The organism is Nonomuraea sp. 3N208 (assembly GCF_052245935.1).
In the GTDB taxonomy this organism is placed as follows: Bacteria; Actinomycetota; Actinomycetes; order Streptosporangiales; family Streptosporangiaceae; genus Nonomuraea.
In genome coordinates, this window is record NZ_JBQQBR010000001.1 from 125,278 (window position 1) to 144,910 (window position 19,633).

A 19,633-nucleotide genomic window follows, 5' to 3' on the forward strand; every position below is an offset into this window, starting at 1 on the left:
GAAAAATCTACAGGCCGTTCCTGGCGATGACGTCGCGGTACCAGAGAGCGCTGTCCTTGAGCACCCTGGTCTGCGTCGCGTAGTCCACGTGCACTATGCCGAACCGCCGCCGGTAGCCCTCGGCCCACTCGAAGTTGTCCAGCAGCGACCAGACCAGGTAGCCGCGCAGGTCCGCGCCCGCCTGGGCGGCCCGCCACACCTCGCGCAGGTGCCCGTCCAGGTACGCCAGCCGGTCCGCGTCGTGCACCCGGCCGTTCTCCACGACATCGTCGAAGGCCGCGCCGTTCTCCGTGACCATGAGGCCGACCTGGGGATAGTCCCTGGAGAGCCGGACCAGCAGCCGGGACAGGCCGTCGGGGACGATCGGCCAGCCCATGGCGGTCGTCGGCGCGTCCGCCGCGGCGAAGCGCACGTCCTCAGAGCCCGGCCAGGCCGCGTCGGCAGGCAGGCCGGGGCCTGACTCGACGACGCACGGGTTGTAGTAGTTGACGCCGATCAGGTCGATCGGCGCGTTGATCAGCACGAGGTCGCCGTCCTGGATGTGGCCGGTCCCGCCGTTCCGCGCCGCCGCCTCCAGGACTTCAGGCGGGTACGTGCCGTGCACGGCCGGGTCCAGGAACTGCCTGGTCAGCAGCGCGTGGATGCGGTGGACCGCGGCCGCGTCCGCTTCGCTCGGCACCGCGGAAGGGTCGTTGACCTGGGCGGGCGTCAGCACCGGCGCGGAATTGACCACCAGCATGACGCTGCCGGGGCGCAGCCGGCGCGCGGCGAGCCCGTGGCCGAGCAACAGGTGGTGCGCCGCGCGCAGGGCGTCGGCCGGGTCGCGGCGGCCCGGCGCGTGCACGCCGTTGCCGTAGCCGAGGTACGCCGCGACCCACGGCTCGTTCAGCGTGGCCCAGTTGCGGACGCGGTCGCCGAGCCGGTCGTGCACGGCCGCGGCGTAGTCGGCGAACCGATAGGCCGTATCCCGATTTGTCCAACCACCGCGGTCCTCGAGGGCTTGAGGAAGATCCCAGTGATAAAGCGTGACATAGGGCGAAATTTGGGCGGCAAGCAGCTCATCCACGAGCTTGTCGTAGAACGCCAGCCCACGCGGGTTGACCGGCCCCGCACCGTCGGGCTGGACGCGCGGCCACGCGATCGAGAACCGGTAGGCCCCCAGCCGCAACTCGCGCATCAGTCCGATGTCGTCCTTGTAGCGGTGGTAGTGGTCGCACGCCACGTCGCCGGTGTCGCCGTCCACAACCTTCCCGGGGGTGTGGGAGAAGGTGTCCCAGATCGACTGGCCCCGCCCGTCCTCCTTGACCGCCCCCTCGATCTGATAGGAGGCCGTCGCGGCTCCCCAGACGAAGTCCTCGGGAAAGATCATCCCTTTACCGCTCCTTGCATGATTCCGCCGATGATGTGCTTGCCGAACAGGGCGAAGACGGCCACGAGCGGCAGAGTGCCGATCGCGGTGCCGGCCAGCCCCAGCACGTAGTCGTTGACGTACCCGCTGGCCAGCGTCGACAAGGCCACCTGGACGGTCGGGTTGTCCGGGTTCAGTACGACGAGCGGCCAGAAGTAGTCGTTCCAGGCCGACATGAACGTCAGCATGCCGAGCACCGCCGCCGCCGGCCGCGCGGCCGGTGCCACGACGTGCCAGAACAGCCCCCATGTCGAGCACCCGTCCACTCGCCCGGCCTCCAGCAGCTCGGTGGGCAGCGCGCGCGACAGGTACTGGGTCATGAAGAACACCCCGAACGCGTTGACCAGCGCGGGCACGATCAACGCGTAGTTGGTGCCGGTCCACTCCAGCTTCACCATCAACATGTAGAGCGGGATGATGCCGAGCTGCGCCGGGACCATCATGGTGGCGATCGTGATCACGAGCATGATGTTCCTGCCCCTGAACTTCAGCTTGGCGAAGGCGAACCCCGCCAGCGTCGAGAAGAACATCACGGCGATCGAGATCGACCCCGCCACGATGACGGAGTTGGCCAGCGCGAGCCCGAACGGGACGGTGTCGAAGACGCGGGAGACGTTGGCGAAGAAGTTCCCACCGGGGATCAGCGGCGGCGGCACCTGGGCCAGCGCCGAGTTGTGCCGGGAGGCCACCACCACGCTGTAGTAGAGCGGGAAGGCGGAGAAGAACGCCACCGCGGTCAGGGTCAGATAACGCAGCCTCATACCAGCCCGCCCTTCACCCTGCGGGTGATCAGGAAGTTGATCCCGGCGACGACCACCACGGCCAGGAACATCAGCCACGAGGCGGCCGAGGCGTAGCCGAAGTCGAACGTCGAGTTCGCGAAGCCCTGCTCGTAGACGAACAACGCGAGCGTCTGGAACTGCCGGTCGGGGCCGCCGGTGGCGATGCCGCCCCCGCCGCCGCTGCTCTGCCCGAACAGCATGGGCTCGGCGATGATCTGCATGGCGCCGATCGTGGAGACGATGACGACGAAGACGATCGTCGGCCGGATCATCGGGATCGTGATGCTGCGCAGCTGCTTGAAATTGCTCGCGCCGTCCAGCGTGGCGGCCTCGTACAGCTCGCGCGGGACGGCCTGCATGGCGGCCAGGAAGATCAGCGCGTTGTAGCCGGTCCAGCGCCACATGATCATCACGGACAGGGCGATGTGCGAGGTCGCGGTGCCCGCCGCCCAGTCGATGTTCCCGACGCCGAACCACGACAGCACCCAGTTGATCATTCCGAAGTCCCGGCCGAACAGCTGGCTGAAGATCACCACGACGGCCACGACGCTCGTGACGTTCGGCAGCAGCAACGACACCCGGAACAGGGTCTGGAACCGCAGCCGCCGGTTGAGCAGGTGCGCCAGCCAGATGGCCAGCGCCAGCTGCGGCACGGTCGAGAGCACGCCGATGGACAGTGTGTTGAAGGTGGCGTTCCAGAAATACTCGTCGGCCAGCAGCGTCGAGAAGTTGCCCAGCCCGACGAACTCCTGCGTCTCCGACAGCAGCGTCCACTCGTGCAGGCTCACCCAGGCCGTGTAGACCAGCGGGAACAGCCCGAAGGCGCAGAACAGCAGGAAGAACGGCGCCACGTAGGCGTACGGCGACACCCTCACGTCGAGGGTGTGCCGCACGCTGCGCCTACGCCGTCGCGTGATCGCGAGGGGAAGGGTGCTCATTTGATCTTCTTGACGTCCTCGAGCACCTGCGCCCACGCCTCATCCGGGGTCTGCTTGCCCTGCTCGACGCGGCCGAGCCCGTTGCCGATGGCCACGCGCACGTCGCCTTCCTTGGGGCCGAGGTGCTGCGGCTTGAGCGCCTTGGCGGCCTCGGAGTAGATCTTGCCGATGGGGGCGTCGCCGAAGAACGGCTTGGTGAAGTTCTGGATCGATGGGTCGTCGTACAGGGCCGGGATGGACGGGAACGTTCCCTCCTCCTTGAACACCTTGGCCTGGTTGTCCTTCGAGGTCAGGAAGTTGATCAGCTCGGCCGCCTCCTTCGGGTGCTTGCTCTGCTGGGGCACCATCAGATGCGAGCCGCCGCTGTTGCCAGAGCCGCCGGGCACGGTCGCGATGTCCCACTTGCCGGAGGCGTCCTTGGCCTGCTCCTGGATGAAGCCGGTCATCCAGGCCGGGCAGATGATCGTGGCGAACGAGCCCTTGGCGAAGCCGGTGTTCCATGGCGGTGAGAAGGCCGCGAGCTTGGCGGTCAGGCCCTCCTGAGTGAGCTGGTTGGACAGGTCCCAGGCCCTCTTCACGTCAGGGTTGGAGGCCACGATGATGTTGTCCTGGGCGTCGTACAGGCCGATCGGCGCCTGGTTGACCATGGCGCGGAAGATCTCACCGGGGGAGTCCACGAATTTGGCGCCGGCCACGTTCGCTGCCGCGAACTTCTTGCCGGTCTCGATGTACTGCTCCCACGTCGGCCAGAGGGCCGCCACCTCCGTTCGGTCCGTCGGCAGCCCGGCCTTGTCGAACAGGTCCTTGCGGTAGCACATGGCCAGCCCGCCCACGTCGGTGCCGAGCCCGAGCACCTGCGTGCCGTCCTTGCTCAGGCCCTGCTGCCACTTCCAGTCCAGGTAGTCGGCCTTGCGCTGGTCGAGCCCGTACTGCTTGAGGTCGGCGAACTTGCCGGGCTGCGCCGTGAACGTGCTGATGTAGCCGACCTCGACCGCCTCGACGTCCCCTGCGCCCGCGTTCGTGGCCAGCCGCTTGACCAGGTTGTTGTGGTGGTCGTTGAACTGGGTGACGTTCTCGACGATCTCGATGTCGGGATGGGTCTTCTTGTACTCCTCATAGAGCGGCTTGAAGCCGAAGTCGCCGAAGAGGCTGACGGTCAGCTTGATCTTCTCTCCTGGTTTGGAGCTCGTCTGGGTGGCGGTGTTCCCTTCGCCGCCGCACGCGGCCGTGAGCAGGGCCGCGGCGAGCAGAGGTACGGCGAGCCGGATTCGAGGGGTCATGGAACCCTCCTGTGCAGAGTCTGGGGAATCGGGGTGAGAGAGCGCTCTCTCAAGAGATTCCAGGGACTAACATGGCTCTGTCAACGGGGAGTTAGATAACGATCGTTGTTACGCGAGAGAGCGCGTTCATAGCTGACGCGAGGCGTGCGGCGAGGAACTGGTGGCAGGCTCGGGGTGGTTCAGCCGCTGAGGGCGCGGCCCGCCATGCGGGCGTACATGCGGCCGGGGCTCGGCGCCTTGGTCAGGAAGCCGGGCAGCATGGGCAGCTCGACGGCGAACGGGTCGAGCCGCTGGTACAGCTCGTTCGCGTCCGCGGGCCGGTCGCCCGGCTGCTTCTCCAGCAGCTGCGCCAGCAGCGTGCTCAGCTCGGCGGGAATGCCGGGAACGGCCGGCGGGCGCTCCTTGACCTGCTGCTCGAAGACCACGTAGTCGGTCGGGCCGGTGAACAGCTGGCGCCCCGTCAGCATCTCGTGCAGCACGCAGCCGAGCGAGTAGAGGTCGCTGCGCGGCTCGGCGATGCCGTGCTGGATCTGCTCGGGCGCCATGTACGCGGGTGTCCCCAAGATCTGCCCGATCCTGGTGAACGTGGTGAGGTCCGCGTCACGCAGCATGGCCAGGCCGAAGTCCAGCACCTTCACGCTGCCGTCCGGGCAGAGCATCAGGTTCGTCGGCTTGAGGTCGCGATGGCAGATCGCCAGGGCGTGCGCCGCCGAGAGCACCGCGCACGCCTGGGCAGCGATGGCGGCCGCCCACGGCACGGGCAGCGGGCCGTGCTCGCTGACCACGTCGGCCACCGTCACGCCTTCAATGAACTGCATCACCTGGTAGAGCCGCTGCTCATGGGTGCCGAAGTCGTAGAGGACCGGCGCGCCGGGATGCTCCAGCCTGGCCAGGATGCGGGCCTCGCGGATGAAACGGCGCTCCAGCTCGTGGTCCGGGCCGCTGGGCAGCCTGAGCAGCTTCACCGCGACCCGCCGATCCAGGTGACGGTCGTGGCCCGCATAGACCGCGCCCATGCCGCCCTGACCTAGAGGGAGGTCGTCGAGCTCATAGCGGTCACCGATGACCATTCGCCCCTCCCCGCAGCCTTTCGGGAAAAAACTACACCGTTAAGACTGCGGGTGCAGGTGGCCGTCGGCGAGGCCGTCGAGGCCTAGCCTGATCAGCGTCTGCCCCAGCGTCGAGGTCTCACGAATGGCGTCTTCGAGCACGGCGAGCTGGCGGAACGCCTCGCCGTACGCCTTCTGCTCCTTGAGCGGTAGCCGCGGCAGGCGAGTGCGGCGCACGTCGAACCTGCTGGAGCCGGTCGTGGCCCGGCCGCCGGCGGCCCGCAGGTAGCCGGCCAGGAAGTCCGGGTCCAGCCGGCGGGTGTCCACCCGGTAGAGCGTCAGGTGCGGGCCCAGCGCCGCGCCGCCGTCGGCCATCACGCGCACGCTGGAGTACGAGGCCACCACGTCGCCGGGGCGGATCGTGACCAGGCCCTGCTGCATGGTCGTGGAGCCGGACGGCGGCGTGCCGTTGAGCACGTCGTCCGCGGTGAGGACCGGGACGTCGCCGCCGTCCGCGGTCATCTTGGGCGGGGCCTGCGACGTGGCCACCAGACCCTCCTTGATCAGGTCGCCCAGCGTCGTGGCGGGCTGGTCGAGCGGCTGCTCCAGGACCTTCAGGTCGGGCGGCACGGCGGCGGCCGCCAGGAAGCGGTCGCGGGCCTCGGCGAAGGCCCGGCCGACGTCGTCGCGGCGCTGGTGACGGGCCGGGGTCATGTCGACCTCGTCGGCCAGCAGGTCGATGATGCGCACGGTCTGGTCGGAACGGTCCTCCAGGTACGCCTGCCAGGCCGGCTCCACGCTCCCCAGATCGGCGGTGGCATCGAGGATGAGCACCTCGGACGGCGGCCGCTCGCCCGGGGCAGGCCGGCGCAGCAGCCACAGGTCCGAGCCCGGCACCGCCACGACGGCACGCAACGCGCCGGCCCGCAGCAGGTTGGCGCGGATGCGGCGGCCCGCCTTGCGGCTCGCGGCGGCCGGGGGCATGAGGATGGCGACCAAGCCGCCGGGCTTGACATGCGTGAGGCAGTGTTGCACCCAGGCCAGCTCCGGCTCGCCACGCGGCGGCAGGCCGTACTCCCAGCGCGGGTCGCCGGTCAGCTCCTCGTAGCCCCAGGCACGCTCGTTGAACGGCGGATCGCACACCACCGCGTCGGCCCGCTCCCCGGCGAAGCCGTCGTGGCGCATCGTGTCGCCGGCCACGATCTCGGCGTCGACGCCGCGCAGCCGGAGCCTGGAGGCGGTGATGGCGGCCGAGGTCTCGCTGAGCTCCTGACCCAGCACGCGTGCCCTGCCGGCGGTGGTCAGCAGCAGCGTGCCGACTCCGCAGGCGGGGTCGAGGACCGTCGAGCCCTCCACGCGTACGAGCCGGACCATCAGCTCGGCCACGTCCTCACGGGTGACCGAGAGCTGCCGGGAGTGGGCCTCGAGGTAACGCTCGCACAGGAACTCGTACGCGGTCAGCGGGTCGTGCTGCCCGGCCAGCTCCATCACGAGCCCGGCCAGCTCCGGATCCAGCCCATCCGCCGGGCCGACCTCGCCGCCGGCCTGCGCTCGGCCGTCGCCGAGCGCGCTTCGATGGCCGGTCAGCAGGGCTCCGGCCTGGGCCACCAACTCGCCCAGCCGCAAATCGCCGGCGGCTTTCAGGCGTTGCCACACCCGATCTCCCAGCGAGACCTGGTAGGACTTCCCATAGCGGCGTAGCCAGGACTCGACCTGGCGCAGTGAGAACAGCGGCTGGTTGGCGGTGCCGCCGATGGGCTGGGGAAAGTCGTCGTGGCGGCGGCGCCAATTGCTCACCGCGGCCCGCCCGACACCGGCGAGCCGGGCGATATCCCCGGCGTTGACGGTCGGGTCGTGGCTCATGGAGCCCACAGTAGTTCACAAGAGTCTTCAGCGCATCTGCTTGTGAAGTCTTTCAACCAATGATTTACTGCAGGGTATGAAGCACAACATCCGCTATGCCGCCGGATCAGACGTGGGCCGCCGCAGGGAGCAGAACGAGGATTCCGGCTATGCGAGCGGCCGGTTGCTCGTGGTGGCCGACGGAATGGGCGGGCACGCGGCCGGCGAGCTGGCGAGCTCGGCCGCCATCTCCGTCATGCGCGAGTTGGATGCCACGCTTCCCGAGACCGGTGCCGACCTGGAGGCAGCGCTGGAGGGCGCCGTGCACGAGGCGGGGCGCAGGCTGGTCGAACTGGCCGACATCGACCCCGCGCGCCGGGGGATGGGGACCACGGTGACCGCCATGTTGTGGGACGGCTACCGGTTCGCCCTGGCTCATCTTGGTGACTCCCGTGGATACCTGCTGCGCGATGGTGCGCTTTACCAGATGACCAAGGATCACACACTGGTGCAGTCGATGGTGGACGAAGGGCGGATCACGGAGGACCAGGCCGCCGTGCATCCCCGGCGTTCGATGGTGTTGCGGGTGCTGGGCAGCGAGGGCAGGGCTGAGCCCGACATGGCGCTGCGCGAGGCCGAGCCTGATGATCGCTACCTCCTCTGCTCCGACGGGCTGACGACGGTACTCGGGCCCGAGGTCCTGCACGAGGTGCTGACCACGGTGGCAGACCCGGCGGCGGCCGTCCAGCGGCTCATCGATCTGGCCAACGAAGGCGGGTCGCCCGACAACGTCACCGTGATCGTGGCCGACGTGGTCGCTCCGGGCGCGGGGGACGTGTCCGCCTATCGCGTTGGTGCCGGCTCCTAACATGAGTCGTCGATAGTCCCAACTGTCTCCACAGTCACATAGCCGATATTTCGGCTCACTTCAAGACACTTTCCCGGTCATCCGCGCAATTTCTCGACGGCGCTATTACAGTCCATCGTGATTTGCCGGTTTTCTGGGAGGAGTCACGCTGGACCCGATCGCTGACGAGCTGCTGGAAACGGTGCAGCAGGAACTCGGCTATAAGGAGAAGGGCGGCCAGTTCACCAAGTTCGGCCAGTGGTACGCGGATCGCGTCCAAGACACCCAGTACCGCAATGCGCCGTGGTGCGACATGTTTCTGGCCTGGGCGGCCGACAAGGCGGGCCTCACTCAATATGTCGGCGAGTTCGCCTGGACACCGTCACACGCCGCCTGGTTCATCAAGCAGGGCGCCTGGACCCAGCAGCCCGAGCCCGGCGCCTTGGTCTTCTTCGATTGGCGCGGCGGCAAGAGCTACAAAGGCATCGACCACGTCGGTGTCGTGGAGCGCGTCGACGGCAAGAAGATCCACACGATCGAGGCGAACGTCGACCGCGTCTGGCTCAAGCGCAAGACCCGGGAGACCGACAAGGTGGTCGGGTACGGCGTGCCGCGGCTGGTCAAGGCCGGTGCCGCGGAGAAGCCCGACGAGATCCGCTCCACGGAGCGGCCCTTCATCTCGACGCCGCGGGCCGAACCCGTGCCGGGATCGCCGCTGGACGTGTTAGGCACGCCGCCCGCGTTGCTGGCCGCCATGGTTCTCATGACCATCGTGCTCTCCTTACGCGTCACCGGCCGCCGCCGCGGCACCCACCGCCGCCTCGCCTGGCCCCGGCCATGGAACGCGCCAACCGGCCGGCGCACCGAGAAGTCTCACGAGGTGCTTCCGACGCCGGAAAAGCGCCAGCCCCGCGAAAAAGCAACGGTCGGCGCGACGAAGGCGTCCGCGGCCCGGGTCCCGGCCGGCTCGGGGCAGGCGGCCACCCGGCACCCCACCCTCACCCGCCGCAAACCCTACGAACCCACCTGACCCTCGGTGGCCTCCACCAGCGCCTCGGGCACGGTGGCCACAACCGCCGTCTGTCATGAGTACAGCTGATCGATGGTGACCAGGCGCACGTCCCTGTCTCCCGCGGCGATGAGTTCCTGGGCGAACTCGGTGCCCGAATAGCAGGTGAGTGCCGTGTCGCGTGTGTCGAATCCCTTGACGGCGAGCAGGTCACGGGCGCGCCGCAGCCGAGCCACATCCCCCACTCCCATGGCCTTGTCCCACTTGGCCTCGCCGAGCGAGACGATCCGTCGCGGTCGTGTGGTTGACCGAAGTGCAGTTGACTCAACTACGCTTCGAGTCATTGCCGGTGAGGTCGATGACGACCTTGACGTCGTCGCCGGGTTCGAAGGCGTCCAGGGCACGGTCCAGCGGAACCCGCCGGGTGATGAGCCGCTCGAGCCACCCTGGATCCGCCTTGCCCAGCGCCGCGGCCGCATCCCTGTAGTGCTGCTGATTGGCGTTGACGGTGCCGAAGGCCACGTCGTTCTCCAGCACGATGTCCCGATTGATCACTCCCGCGTCCACCCGGTGCATACGGCCGCCGGGTGCGAGGCCGCACAGGCACACGATGCCCGCCGCGGCCGTGGTCATCATGGCGTCGATGACGAGCTGTCCCACACCGGTGCACTCGATGATGATGTCCGGCTTGGCCGTGGCGAACCCCGCCAGCGACGACGCCGAGTGGTACGTCCCCCCCAGATCGCTCACCAGCTGCGACTTCAGCCCTTCCGGAGCCCGGTCGAGCACATGCACCTCCAGCCCCCGCTGCCGCCCCAGCAGCGCGGCCAGGAGCCCGATCGGCCCCGCTCCGGTGACGAGCAGCGTGCGCGGCTCGAACCAGGCCCGTGAGCCGATCCGCTCGATCTGCTCCCACGCCTTGGCCACGATCGACGCCGGCTCCATCAGCACGCCGACGCTCTCCAGCGACGGGTCCAGGCGCACCGCGTACCCGGCCTCGACGGTCCAGCGCTCGCTGGCGTACCCGTCGATCTCCTTGATGCCACGCTCGGTGTAGCGGCCGTTGCGGCACATGTCGAACTCGCCGCGCCGGCACGCCCCGCACGGCACGGGATCGGGCCGGCGTACGACGCCGACCACCAGGTCGCCGGGGGAGAACGCGGAGCCGTCCGGCGCCTCCAGCACCCGGCCGAGCGACTCGTGCCCGATGACCATCCGCTCCTTGCCCGGCGGTGGCCAGCCGTACTCGGCCGCGGCGAGCTCCCGGTCCGTCCCGCAGATGCCCAGCGCGAGCCCTTGGACGAGCAGCTCTCCCTTGCCGGGCTCGGGATCGGGCACGTCTCGTACGTCGAGCGTTCCCTTGTGGCCTGGCGCAAACGTCAGCGCACGCATCCGGCGTCACCCCCTCATTGCCGGGTTCCCTACCCCGCATGCCCTTGGGAAATAGTAGGACGTCCTAGTATCTTCGAAGAGAGAGCCCTCACGAAGGAGTGATCAGGCGTGCACGTCCCGGTACACCCAGTCCGTTTTGTGACCGCTGCGGCCCTGTTCGACGGCCATGACGCGGCGATCAACATCATGCGGCGCATTCTCCAGTCGCAGGGCGCCGAGGTGGTCCACCTCGGGCACAACCGCTCGGTCGAGGAGATCGTCACCGCCGCCATTCAGGAGGACGTCCAGGGCGTGGCGATCAGCTCCTACCAGGGCGGGCACGTCGAGTTCTTCACCTACCTGGTGGAGTTGCTGCGCGAGCGCGGCGCGGGGCACGTGAAGGTGTACGGCGGCGGCGGGGGCGTGATCGTGCCCGAGGAGATCGAGCTGCTGCACTCGCGCGGCGTCACCCGCATCTTCTCGCCCGAGGACGGCCAGCGGTACGGGCTGCCCGGGATGATCAACAAGCTGATCGAGGACTGCGACGTCGAGCTGGGCGACCCGCCTTCGGTGGAGGCCGTGGTCGCGGGCGACCAGGCGGCGCTGGCCAGGGCCATCACGCTCGTCGAGGGCGGCCGTGGGATCGAGGGGCTGACCGCGGAGAAGCGCGTGCCGGTGCTGGGCATCACGGGCACCGGCGGCTCGGGGAAGTCCTCGCTCACCGACGAGCTGGTACGCAGGTTCCGCGTCGACAACGACGACAAGCTGCGCATCGCCGTCATCGCCATCGACCCCACCCGCAGGCGCGGCGGCGGGGCGCTGCTCGGCGACCGCATCCGCATGAACAGCCTGGGCCCCCAGGTCTACTTCCGTTCCCTCGCCACCAGGGGCGCCGCCAACGAGGTGCCCGGCTGCCTCGACGAGGCGATCAACGCCTGCCGGGCGGCCGGCTACGACCTGGTGATCGTCGAGACGCCGGGCATCGGCCAGGGCGACGCCGGCATCGTGCCCCACGTGGACGTGCCCATTTACGTGATGACCCCAGAGTTCGGCGCGGCCTCCCAGCTCGAGAAGATCGACATGCTGGACTTCGCCGAGGCCGTTGTGATCAACAAGTACGAGCGCCGCGGCGCGGAGGACGCCCTGCGCGACGTGCGCCGCCAGCTCGTACGCAACCGCGAGGCGTTCGGCTCCAGGCCCGAGGACATGCCGGTCTTCGGCACCATCGCCGCCCGCTACAACGACGCCGGCGTCACGGCCCTCTACCACCACCTCAAGGGCCTCCTGCTGGAGGACGCGGGCCCCGGCCTGCTGCCGCAGGTGTCCGGGCGCACCTCGCAGGTCTCGGCGGCGATCGTGCCGCCCGCCAGGTCCCGCTACCTGGCCGAGATCGCCGATACCGTCCGCGCGTACCATGCCGAGACCCTGGCCCAGGCCAAGGTGGCGCGCCGCCGCCAGCAACTGGCCGCCGTGCAGGAGCTCCTGGGCGACGACGACCGGCTGAAGGAGCTGCACGCCGCCGCCGATCGAGAGCTCGCCGACGAGAGCCGCGCGCTGATCGACACCTGGCCGGCCGTCAAGGAGCGCTACACCGCCGACGAGCTGGTCGTGAAGGTACGCGACCGCGAGATCCACACCCCGCTCTGGCGGGAGACGCTCTCGGGTAACCGCGTGCCCCGCGTGGCCCTGCCCCGCCACACCGACCACGGCGACCTGCTGCGTTTCCTGCGGAGCGAGAACCTTCCAGGAACGTTCCCGTTCACCGCTGGCGTGTTCCCGTTCAAGCGTGACGACGAGGACCCGACCAGGATGTTCGCGGGCGAGGGCGACCCGTTCCGCACCAACCGCCGCTTCAAGTTGCTGTCGCAGGGCCAGCCCGCGACCCGGCTGTCGACGGCGTTCGACTCGGTGACGTTGTACGGCCATGACCCCGACCTCCGTCCCGACATTTACGGAAAAGTCGGCACCTCTGGGGTCTCGATCGCGACCCTCGACGACATGAAGGTGCTCTACGACGGGTTCGACCTGTCGGCGCCCAACACGTCGGTGTCCATGACGATCAACGGCCCCGCCCCCACGATCCTGGCCTTCTACCTCAACACCGCCATCGACCAGGCACTCGATCGGTTCCGCGGCGAGCAGGGCCGCGAGCCCTCCGAGGAGGAGGCCGCGGAGCTGCGGGCCCGCACGCTGGCCACCGTCAGGGGCACCGTCCAGGCCGACATACTCAAAGAGGACCAGGGCCAGAACACCTGCATCTTCTCCACCGAGTTCAGCTTGCGGATGATGGCCGACATCCAGGAGTGGTTCACCAGGAACGCCGTCCGCAACTTCTACTCGGTCTCGATCTCCGGCTACCACATCGCCGAGGCCGGCGCGAACCCGATCAGCCAGCTGGCCTTCACCCTGGCCAACGGGTTCACGTACGTGGAGGCGTACCTGGCCCGCGGCATGAAGATCGACGACTTCGCCCCGAACCTGTCGTTCTTCTTCTCCAACGGCATGGACCCCGAGTACAGCGTGCTGGGGCGGGTGGCCCGCCGCATCTGGGCGGTGGCCATGCGGGAGCGGTACGCCGCCGCCGAGCGCTCGCAGAAGCTGAAGTACCACATCCAGACCTCGGGCCGGTCCCTGCACGCCCAGGAGATGAACTTCAACGACATCCGCACCACCCTGCAAGCGCTGACCGCCATCTACGACAACTGCAACAGCCTGCACACCAACGCCTTCGACGAGGCCGTCACCACCCCGTCGGCCGACTCGGTCCGCCGCGCCATGGCGATCCAGCTCATCATCAACCGCGAATGGGGCCTGGCCAGGAACGAGAACCCGCTGCAGGGCTCGTTCATCATCGACGAGCTGACGGACCTGGTGGAGGAGGCGGTGCTCGCCGAGTTCGAGCGCCTGTCGGACCGGGGCGGCGTGCTGGGCGCGATGGAGACCGGCTACCAGCGCGGCAAGATCCAGGACGAGTCCATGCTGTACGAGATGCGCAAGCACGACGGCTCGCTGCCGATCATCGGCGTCAACACGTTCACGAAGGAGCTCGACGAACCGGAGCCGCACACGCTTGAGCTGGCCAGAGGGACCGAGGAAGAGAAACGCTCGCAGCTCGACCGGCTCCAGGCCTTCCACGAGCGCAACCGCTCGGAGGCGCCCGCACAACTGGCGCGGCTGCGTGAGGTGGCGATGTCGGACGGCAACGCGTTCGAGGTGCTGATGGAGGCGGCGCGCTTCTGCTCGCTCGGCCAGATCACCGAGGCGCTCTTCGAGGCGGGCGGGGAGTACCGCCGCAACGTCTGACGGGCTTCCGCCAGGGCGGGTTCCCGCCACCCGAATGACCTTCCCCAGGGCATGGCGGGAGGAGTGGAATCCACCTCATTCCCCTCAACTTACCCGCCAGAACGCTGGCCGCCGCAGCGCTCGCGGCGACGGCGTTAGCCGTACCGACGGCCGCGCACGCAGGCTCCCGGGACCCCGCGCCCCGGGGAGCCCGCGCTCCAAGAGACCGAGATCACCCTCATCACCGGCGACCGGGTCCATTACGTGGACGGTCCGGGCGAACAGGACACCGTCACCGTGGATCGGCCGGACGGCGCGCAGGGCGGCGTCCAGGTCCTCCAGGCCGACGGGAAGGTCTACCGCTTCCTCATCGACGGCCCCCGCGCCCTGGCCGACCTCGCCGCTGCGCTCGACCGGCCGCCCGCCTCCGTGGAGGAGGACCTCGCCGTGCTGATCGGCCGCGGCCTGGTCTCGCGGGTACCGGACCCGTCCCTCCGGTACGTCGCCGCACCACCCGCGGTCGCGCTCGGCGGCCTGCTGACGGCGCGCAGGGAGGAGCTCCGGACGGCGGAGCTGGCCATCGCCGCGCTGGCCGAGCAGCACCGGATGGCCGCCACCGACCGCGCCGCCGGCGACCTCATCGAGGTGGTGACGGGCGTGGAGGCGGTACGGCAGCGCTTCCTGCAGATCCAGGCGGCGGCGCGCAAGCGAGTGCGCTCGTTTTCCATGGCTCCCTTCGTGGCGGTGCCCCCGGGGGCCAACCCGGCCGAGAACCAGGCCGTGGATCGCGGGGTGCAGTATTTCGTCGTGGTGGAGCGCGAGCTCCTGGCCGGTCCAGGGGCGGTGGCCGAGACGATCGACTCCCTGCGCAGGGGCGTGCAGGTCAGGGTGACGGACAAGCTGCCCATCAAGCTGATGATGGCCGACAGCGAGCTCGCCCTGGTGCCCCTGACCACCGAGCCCGGCGGGGAGCCCGCCGCCGTGCTCCTGCACCGCAGTGGGCTGCTGACCGCCGTTGAGGCCCTGTTCGACGCGGTGTGGCAGCAGGCGTACCCGTTGCGCCTGGATGCCGTGGGGGCGCTCGACGAGCAGCCCGAGTCCTCGGTGACGGAGCTGGACAGGAAGATCCTCGGGCTGCTGCTGTCGGGACTGACCGACGAGGCGGTGGCAGGGCAGCTCGACCTGTCGCTGCGCACGCTGCAGCGGCGGCTGCGGGCGCTGATGGACCTGGCGGGGGTTCGTACCCGAGCCCAGCTCGGCTGGCACGCCGCCCGCAACGACTGGGCCTGATCCCGACGCGGATAAGATCCGGGATCGGGACCATCGCTATCAGGAGGCATTCATGTCAGACGTCACTCTCAAGGGCAACCCCATCAGCGTGGGCGGCACCTTCCCGCAGCCTGGCGACAGCGCGCCCGCCTTCCGCCTGGTGGGCAACGATCTGGCGGACCGTTCGCTGGACGACTTCGGCCAGGCGACCAAGGTGCTCAACATCTTCCCGAGCGTCGACACCGGCGTCTGCGCGGCCTCGGTGCGGCGCTTCAACCAGGTGGCCGGGGAGCACCCCGGCGTCGAGGTGCTCTGCGTGTCCGCCGACCTGCCTTTCGCACAGAAGCGGTTCTGCGGCGCCGAGGGGATCGACAACGTGACCATGTTGTCGCTCATGCGCGGCCGCGAGTTCCTGGCCGACTACGGCGTGGCACAGGAGTCCGGTCCGCTGGCGGGGCTGGCCGCGCGTGCGGTGGTGGTGCTCGACGGCGACAACAACGTGGTCTACTCCGAGCTGGTGCCGGAGATCTCGCAGGAGCCGGACTACGAGAGCGCGCTCAAGGCACTCAAGTAGGCCTCAAGGCAGGATCACAGGCGTGATCTGATGTCCGCGGCCAGCTCAAGCAGGTGCTGATCGCTCGTGGCGGTGAGCTGAAGGTCCAGGATCAGCTCGTGGACCCCGGCCTCCGCCGCGGTGGCCAGATACGCCGCGATCTCGGCCACCGTACCGCTCCTGGGCGGGCTGCCCTGGTCGGTGATGACGGGGTTGCAGCGCATGACCATGCGCAGCGCCCCGGGGTCGCGGCCGGCCTGCTCGGCGGTCTCGCACACCGTCCGCCACATCGCCGTGAGCACGGGGATGGGCAGCGAGGCGGTCAACCATCCGTCGGCCCGGCGCCCGATGCGGCGCAGCGCGGGCTCGGAGAAACCGGCCAGGTAGAGCGGCACGTGGCGGGCCGGCTTGGGCTCGATGTGGCTCGGCGCGATCGTCCACAGCTCGTGCTCGAACGAGACCGGGTCCGTGCCCCAGATCGCCTCCAGTGCGTCCAGGGTGGCCTCGTACCGCTTCGCCCGGTCCTTCCACGGCACGCCGTTGGCGGCGTACTCGTCGGAGGACCAGCCGAGCCCCAGGCCCGCGGCGAGCCGGCCGCCGCTGAGATGGTCGATCGTGGCGAGGGAGCGGGCCAGGACGGGCGGCGGATACCAGCAGGCGTTGAGCGCGCTCGTGCCCAGCCGTACGGCGGACGTCGCCGAGGCGGCCACCGACAACACCGCGAACGGGTCCAGGAACACCCGATGCGCCTCCGGGATGCCGCCCCCGCCCGGATAGCGATCCTTCGGCCGCAGCGGCGTCATCAGCCGGTCGCCGGCCCACAAGCCGGCGAAGCCCATCTCCTCGGCCGCCCGCGCCACGTCGAGCACGCTGCGCAGCGCGGCGAACCTGCCGTACTGCGGCACCGCCAGCCCGACGTCCACGCCTCAGCCCTTCCTGCCCACGCCGCACAGGATCAGCGACGCCTGCGGACCGTCGATGAAGTCGACGGTGTCGCCCGGCTCGGGATGCCACTCGGGCAACCAGACCAGTCCGGGGTCGACCAGCTCGAACCCATCGAAGAGCTCCCTTATCCGCGCCCGGCCGCGCAGGGTGAGCGGCGCGCTGGCCCTCCTGTAGACCTCGGTGGCCGCGTCCACGGCCGCGGCGCGGGCGTCGCTGGTGCCGTGGGACATGACCAGATAGCTTCCGGGTGCCATGGCCTCGCGCAGGGTCGCGATGATCTCCTGCGGCCGCTCGGACTCGGTGACGAAGTGCATGACCGCCGCCAGCAGCACGCCCACGGGGCGGCCGAAGTCGATCGCCCGCGTGACCTCGGGATCGTTCAGTATGTCCCTGGGTTTGCGAAGGTCGCCCTGGACCACCGTCGTGCCGCCCTGACCGGCCAGCATTGCCCGCGCGTGCACCATGACCACCGGATCCACGTCGGCGTAGATGACCTGAGAGCCGTCGCCGGCGATCTGGTGCACGTTCTCCCGCCGCGGCAGCCCCGTGCCGATGTCGAGGAACTGCCGCACACCGGCTCCGGCGAGGTGACGCACGGCACGCGTGAGGAACGCCCGGTTCGCGCGGGCGGCGGCCCGCACCTCGGGCGCCACTCTCAAGATCTGCTCCGCCGCCTCCCTGTCCACAGGGAAGTGATCCTTGCCCCCGAGAAAGTAGTCGTAGAGCCGGGCAACGTTAGGCGTGTCCGGATCGAACCCGCGTGACTCTCGCTGCACCGCATCCCCCCGATCACATGGTAATGATCTTTCGGGTGATTCTACGGATCTATACCGACATCAGGCGGCTCTTATCCGTAGATCTAGGGTATGAACCGTTCTGGCGCCCACTATGCGAACCGGTCCCCGCCCCCAGTGGTGTCCGCACCACCGGGACAGCGTCCGGCGGGGCGGTGGCCCAAGAGCCGCACTCCCTCCAGGGATGCGGAGTCAGGCCCCGACAACGCGGTTCTCAGCCACGGTCCGCCCGGCTCGCCGGACGGACGCGGCGTCGGCTTCCACCGGATCGCTTCCCGGCCTCGGCCGGCATGCGACGAGGCTACGCTGATGTCCGTTTTACTCATGTAAACACAGAGAGCCGAAGACGCTGTGGATATGGATGACCTCGGCATGCCCGTGGCGGTCCCGGATACCGTGCGGCGGATCGTGTCCCTGGTGCCGTCGCTGACCGAGTCCGTGGCGGTGACCGTGCCGGAGGCGTTGGTGGGGGCGACCGACTGGTGCTCGCACCCGGCCGACCTCGACGTGACCAGGGTCAAAGGCACCAAGAACCCCGACCTGGAGGCCATCAGGAAGCTCCGGCCCGACGTGGTCCTCGCCAACGCCGAGGAGAACCGCCCGGCCGACCTCGATGCCCTGCGCGCGGCGGGGATCGCGGTCTGGGTCACCAAGATCGAGACCCTGGAGGAGGCGTTCGTCTCGCTGGACCGGATGTTCACGTACGCGTGCCGTACCGGTCGCCCGACCTGGTTGGACGCCGCGGAGGCGGCGTGGCGGTCGGCCGCGACGGAGGGTCCGAGGAGGACGGCGATCATCCCGATCTGGCGCCGGCCGTGGATGGTCGTCGGCCGTGACACCTTCACCGGGGACGTGCTCAAGCACCTCGGCGTCGACAACCTGTATGTCGGCCACTCCGAGCGTTATCCCAAGATCCCGCTTTCCGAGCTGGTGGAGCGCCGGCCCGACCTGGTGGTCCTGCCCGACGAGCCCTATGCGTTCTCCGGGACGGACGGCCCCGAGTGTTTCCCCGGCAGCACGTGCGCCCTGGTCAGCGGGCGGCTGCTGACCTGGTACGGCCCCTCGCTGGTCGAGGCGCCCGAGCGGTTGCGCCGCGACCTCGGCGGCTCAGGGGTCAGTTGACCGGTTCGGCCAGCGCGGCGTCCACGGAGGCGGGGGAGAGCACGTGCTCCATGACGATGACCGCCATGCCCACGATGCCCGCCCGGTCGCCCAGCGACGAGGTGACGATCTCCAGGTTCCTGGTCGTGTACGGCAGGCTGCGGCGATAGACGATCTCTCTGATCCCGGTCAGGTAGTGCTCCCTGGTCTCGGCCATGTCCCCGGCCAGCACCAGCACGCCGGGGTTGAGCAGACTGACCGCGGTGGCCAGCACGACTCCCAAGGTCCGCCCCGCCTCCTGGGTGCGGGCGATGGCCGTGGGATCGCCGGCCTGCACGAGCCGGACCACGTCCCGGCTGAACTCCTGGCCCAGGTCGGTGGCCAGGGCGTGGCCGCTGGCCAGCGAGGCGACGCAGCCGCGCGAGCCGCAGGTGCAGACGCGGTCGTCGCTCTCGCGAATGCGTACGTGCCCGATGTTTCCCGCGGCTTCCTCGACGCCGCGATAGATCTGGCCATCGAGGATGATGCCGGTGCCAATCCCGGTCGAGACCTTGATGAGGATCAGCGAGTCGGTCTCCCGCCAGGACGACCACCACTCGCCCAGGGCCATCGCGTTGGCGTCGTTCTCCACCAGGATCGGCACGTCGTATGCCGCCCCGATGGCCGCGCCCACCGGATGGTCGTCCCATCCCGGCATGAGGAACGACCTGATCACCCGCCCGTTGGTGTGGTCCACCGAGCCTGGCAGGTCCAGCCCGACGCCGCACACCTCGGCGGCGGGCCGCCCGTGCCGGTCCAGCATGCGCTCGAACGCCTGCCGCACCCACGACAGCACGGCCTCGGGCCCGCGGTCGATGCGCATCTCGGTGCTCTCCTCGGCCAGCGGCCGGGCGGCCAGGTCGGTCAGCGCCGCCCGGACGTGCGTGGCTCCCAGGTCGGCGACCAGCATCAGCCGCTTGGTCGCGTCCACGTCGAGCACCGAGGGCGGTCGCCCGCCCCCGGAGGTGCCGACACCGGACTCATGGATGTATCCGGCCTCGATGAGCCGGTCGACCCGGTCGGTGATCGTCGACCGGGACAGACCGGTGTACTCGATGAGTTCCTTGCGCGTACGGCAGGAGCCATTGCGGATGAGCTGGAGGATCTGCCCTGCCGTCAGCATG

The 19,633-nt window shown here is 69.3% G+C and carries 17 protein-coding genes; 6 read left to right on the forward strand and 11 right to left on the reverse strand.

Annotated elements, in window-relative coordinates; genetic code table 11:
- Positions 1 to 7: 7 nt before the first annotated feature.
- The 6 genes from ACTWPT_RS00625 to ACTWPT_RS00650 all read right to left on the reverse strand — a co-directional run bounded on the left by ACTWPT_RS00625 (position 8) and on the right by ACTWPT_RS00650 (position 7,320).
- Positions 8 to 1,369: a GH1 family beta-glucosidase gene (locus ACTWPT_RS00625; protein ID WP_443175214.1), complete on the reverse strand. Its 1,362-nt coding sequence runs from the start codon at positions 1,367 to 1,369 to the stop codon at positions 8 to 10.
- Entirely contained in the window at positions 1,366 to 2,169 is an 804-nt protein-coding gene (locus ACTWPT_RS00630; protein WP_443175215.1) for a carbohydrate ABC transporter permease, read from the reverse strand. The genes ACTWPT_RS00625 and ACTWPT_RS00630 overlap by 4 nt, the downstream gene beginning before the upstream one ends.
- Entirely contained in the window at positions 2,166 to 3,128 is a 963-nt protein-coding gene (locus ACTWPT_RS00635; RefSeq protein ID WP_443175216.1) for a carbohydrate ABC transporter permease, read from the reverse strand. The genes ACTWPT_RS00630 and ACTWPT_RS00635 overlap by 4 nt, the downstream gene beginning before the upstream one ends.
- Entirely contained in the window at positions 3,125 to 4,408 is a 1,284-nt protein-coding gene (locus ACTWPT_RS00640) for an ABC transporter substrate-binding protein (RefSeq protein WP_443175217.1), read from the reverse strand. The genes ACTWPT_RS00635 and ACTWPT_RS00640 overlap by 4 nt, the downstream gene beginning before the upstream one ends.
- Positions 4,409 to 4,587: 179 nt before the next feature.
- Positions 4,588 to 5,478: a serine/threonine-protein kinase gene (locus ACTWPT_RS00645; RefSeq protein ID WP_443175218.1), complete on the reverse strand. Its 891-nt coding sequence runs from the start codon at positions 5,476 to 5,478 to the stop codon at positions 4,588 to 4,590.
- 39 nt (positions 5,479 to 5,517) lie between these two features.
- Positions 5,518 to 7,320, reverse strand: a complete 1,803-nt coding sequence (locus ACTWPT_RS00650) for an N-6 DNA methylase (RefSeq protein ID WP_443175219.1) — start codon at positions 7,318 to 7,320, stop codon at positions 5,518 to 5,520.
- 76 nt (positions 7,321 to 7,396) lie between these two features.
- Here ACTWPT_RS00650 and ACTWPT_RS00655 point away from each other — a divergent pair, with 76 nt between their 5' ends.
- Complete coding sequence (locus tag ACTWPT_RS00655) at positions 7,397 to 8,167, forward strand: PP2C family protein-serine/threonine phosphatase (RefSeq protein WP_443175220.1); 771 nt, start codon at positions 7,397 to 7,399, stop codon at positions 8,165 to 8,167.
- A 181-nt stretch (positions 8,168 to 8,348) separates the two neighbouring features.
- Complete coding sequence (locus tag ACTWPT_RS00660) at positions 8,349 to 9,176, forward strand: CHAP domain-containing protein (RefSeq protein WP_443175221.1); 828 nt, start codon at positions 8,349 to 8,351, stop codon at positions 9,174 to 9,176.
- Between the two features lie 53 nt (positions 9,177 to 9,229).
- On the opposite strand, the gene ACTWPT_RS00665 is transcribed toward ACTWPT_RS00660, so the two are convergent.
- Positions 9,230 to 9,406, reverse strand: coding sequence for a hypothetical protein (locus tag ACTWPT_RS00665; protein WP_443175222.1), 177 nt, complete (start codon positions 9,404 to 9,406; stop codon positions 9,230 to 9,232).
- Positions 9,407 to 9,479: 73 nt separating this feature from the next.
- Positions 9,480 to 10,547, reverse strand: coding sequence for a glucose 1-dehydrogenase (locus tag ACTWPT_RS00670; protein WP_443175223.1), 1,068 nt, complete (start codon positions 10,545 to 10,547; stop codon positions 9,480 to 9,482).
- Positions 10,548 to 10,655: 108 nt separating this feature from the next.
- Between ACTWPT_RS00670 and icmF the strand changes: the two genes are divergently transcribed.
- From icmF to tpx, 3 genes are all read left to right on the forward strand, one after another.
- Positions 10,656 to 13,829, forward strand: a complete 3,174-nt coding sequence (gene icmF / locus ACTWPT_RS00675; RefSeq protein ID WP_443175224.1) for a fused isobutyryl-CoA mutase/GTPase IcmF — start codon at positions 10,656 to 10,658, stop codon at positions 13,827 to 13,829.
- A 243-nt stretch (positions 13,830 to 14,072) separates the two neighbouring features.
- Positions 14,073 to 15,098, forward strand: a complete 1,026-nt coding sequence (locus tag ACTWPT_RS00680; RefSeq protein ID WP_443175225.1) for a hypothetical protein — start codon at positions 14,073 to 14,075, stop codon at positions 15,096 to 15,098.
- Positions 15,099 to 15,150: 52 nt separating this feature from the next.
- Positions 15,151 to 15,651 (forward strand): thiol peroxidase, encoded by a 501-nt coding sequence (tpx, locus tag ACTWPT_RS00685; protein WP_443175226.1) that lies wholly within the window; start codon positions 15,151 to 15,153, stop codon positions 15,649 to 15,651.
- 14 nt (positions 15,652 to 15,665) lie between these two features.
- On the opposite strand, the gene ACTWPT_RS00690 is transcribed toward tpx, so the two are convergent.
- Both ACTWPT_RS00690 and ACTWPT_RS00695 read right to left on the reverse strand, forming a co-directional pair.
- Positions 15,666 to 16,553, reverse strand: a complete 888-nt coding sequence (locus ACTWPT_RS00690) for a TIGR03619 family F420-dependent LLM class oxidoreductase (protein WP_443175227.1) — start codon at positions 16,551 to 16,553, stop codon at positions 15,666 to 15,668.
- 3 nt (positions 16,554 to 16,556) lie between these two features.
- Positions 16,557 to 17,351: an SAM-dependent methyltransferase gene (locus ACTWPT_RS00695; protein WP_443175228.1), complete on the reverse strand. Its 795-nt coding sequence runs from the start codon at positions 17,349 to 17,351 to the stop codon at positions 16,557 to 16,559.
- A 375-nt stretch (positions 17,352 to 17,726) separates the two neighbouring features.
- Here ACTWPT_RS00695 and ACTWPT_RS00700 point away from each other — a divergent pair, with 375 nt between their 5' ends.
- On the forward strand, positions 17,727 to 18,491 hold the full coding sequence (locus ACTWPT_RS00700; RefSeq protein ID WP_443175229.1) for a helical backbone metal receptor: 765 nt from the start codon (positions 17,727 to 17,729) through the stop codon (positions 18,489 to 18,491).
- On the opposite strand, the gene ACTWPT_RS00705 is transcribed toward ACTWPT_RS00700, so the two are convergent.
- Entirely contained in the window at positions 18,484 to 19,632 is a 1,149-nt protein-coding gene (locus ACTWPT_RS00705) for an ROK family transcriptional regulator (protein ID WP_443175230.1), read from the reverse strand. The two genes, ACTWPT_RS00700 and ACTWPT_RS00705, sit on opposite strands and share 8 nt — an antisense overlap.
- Between the last annotated feature and the right edge of the window lies 1 nt (position 19,633).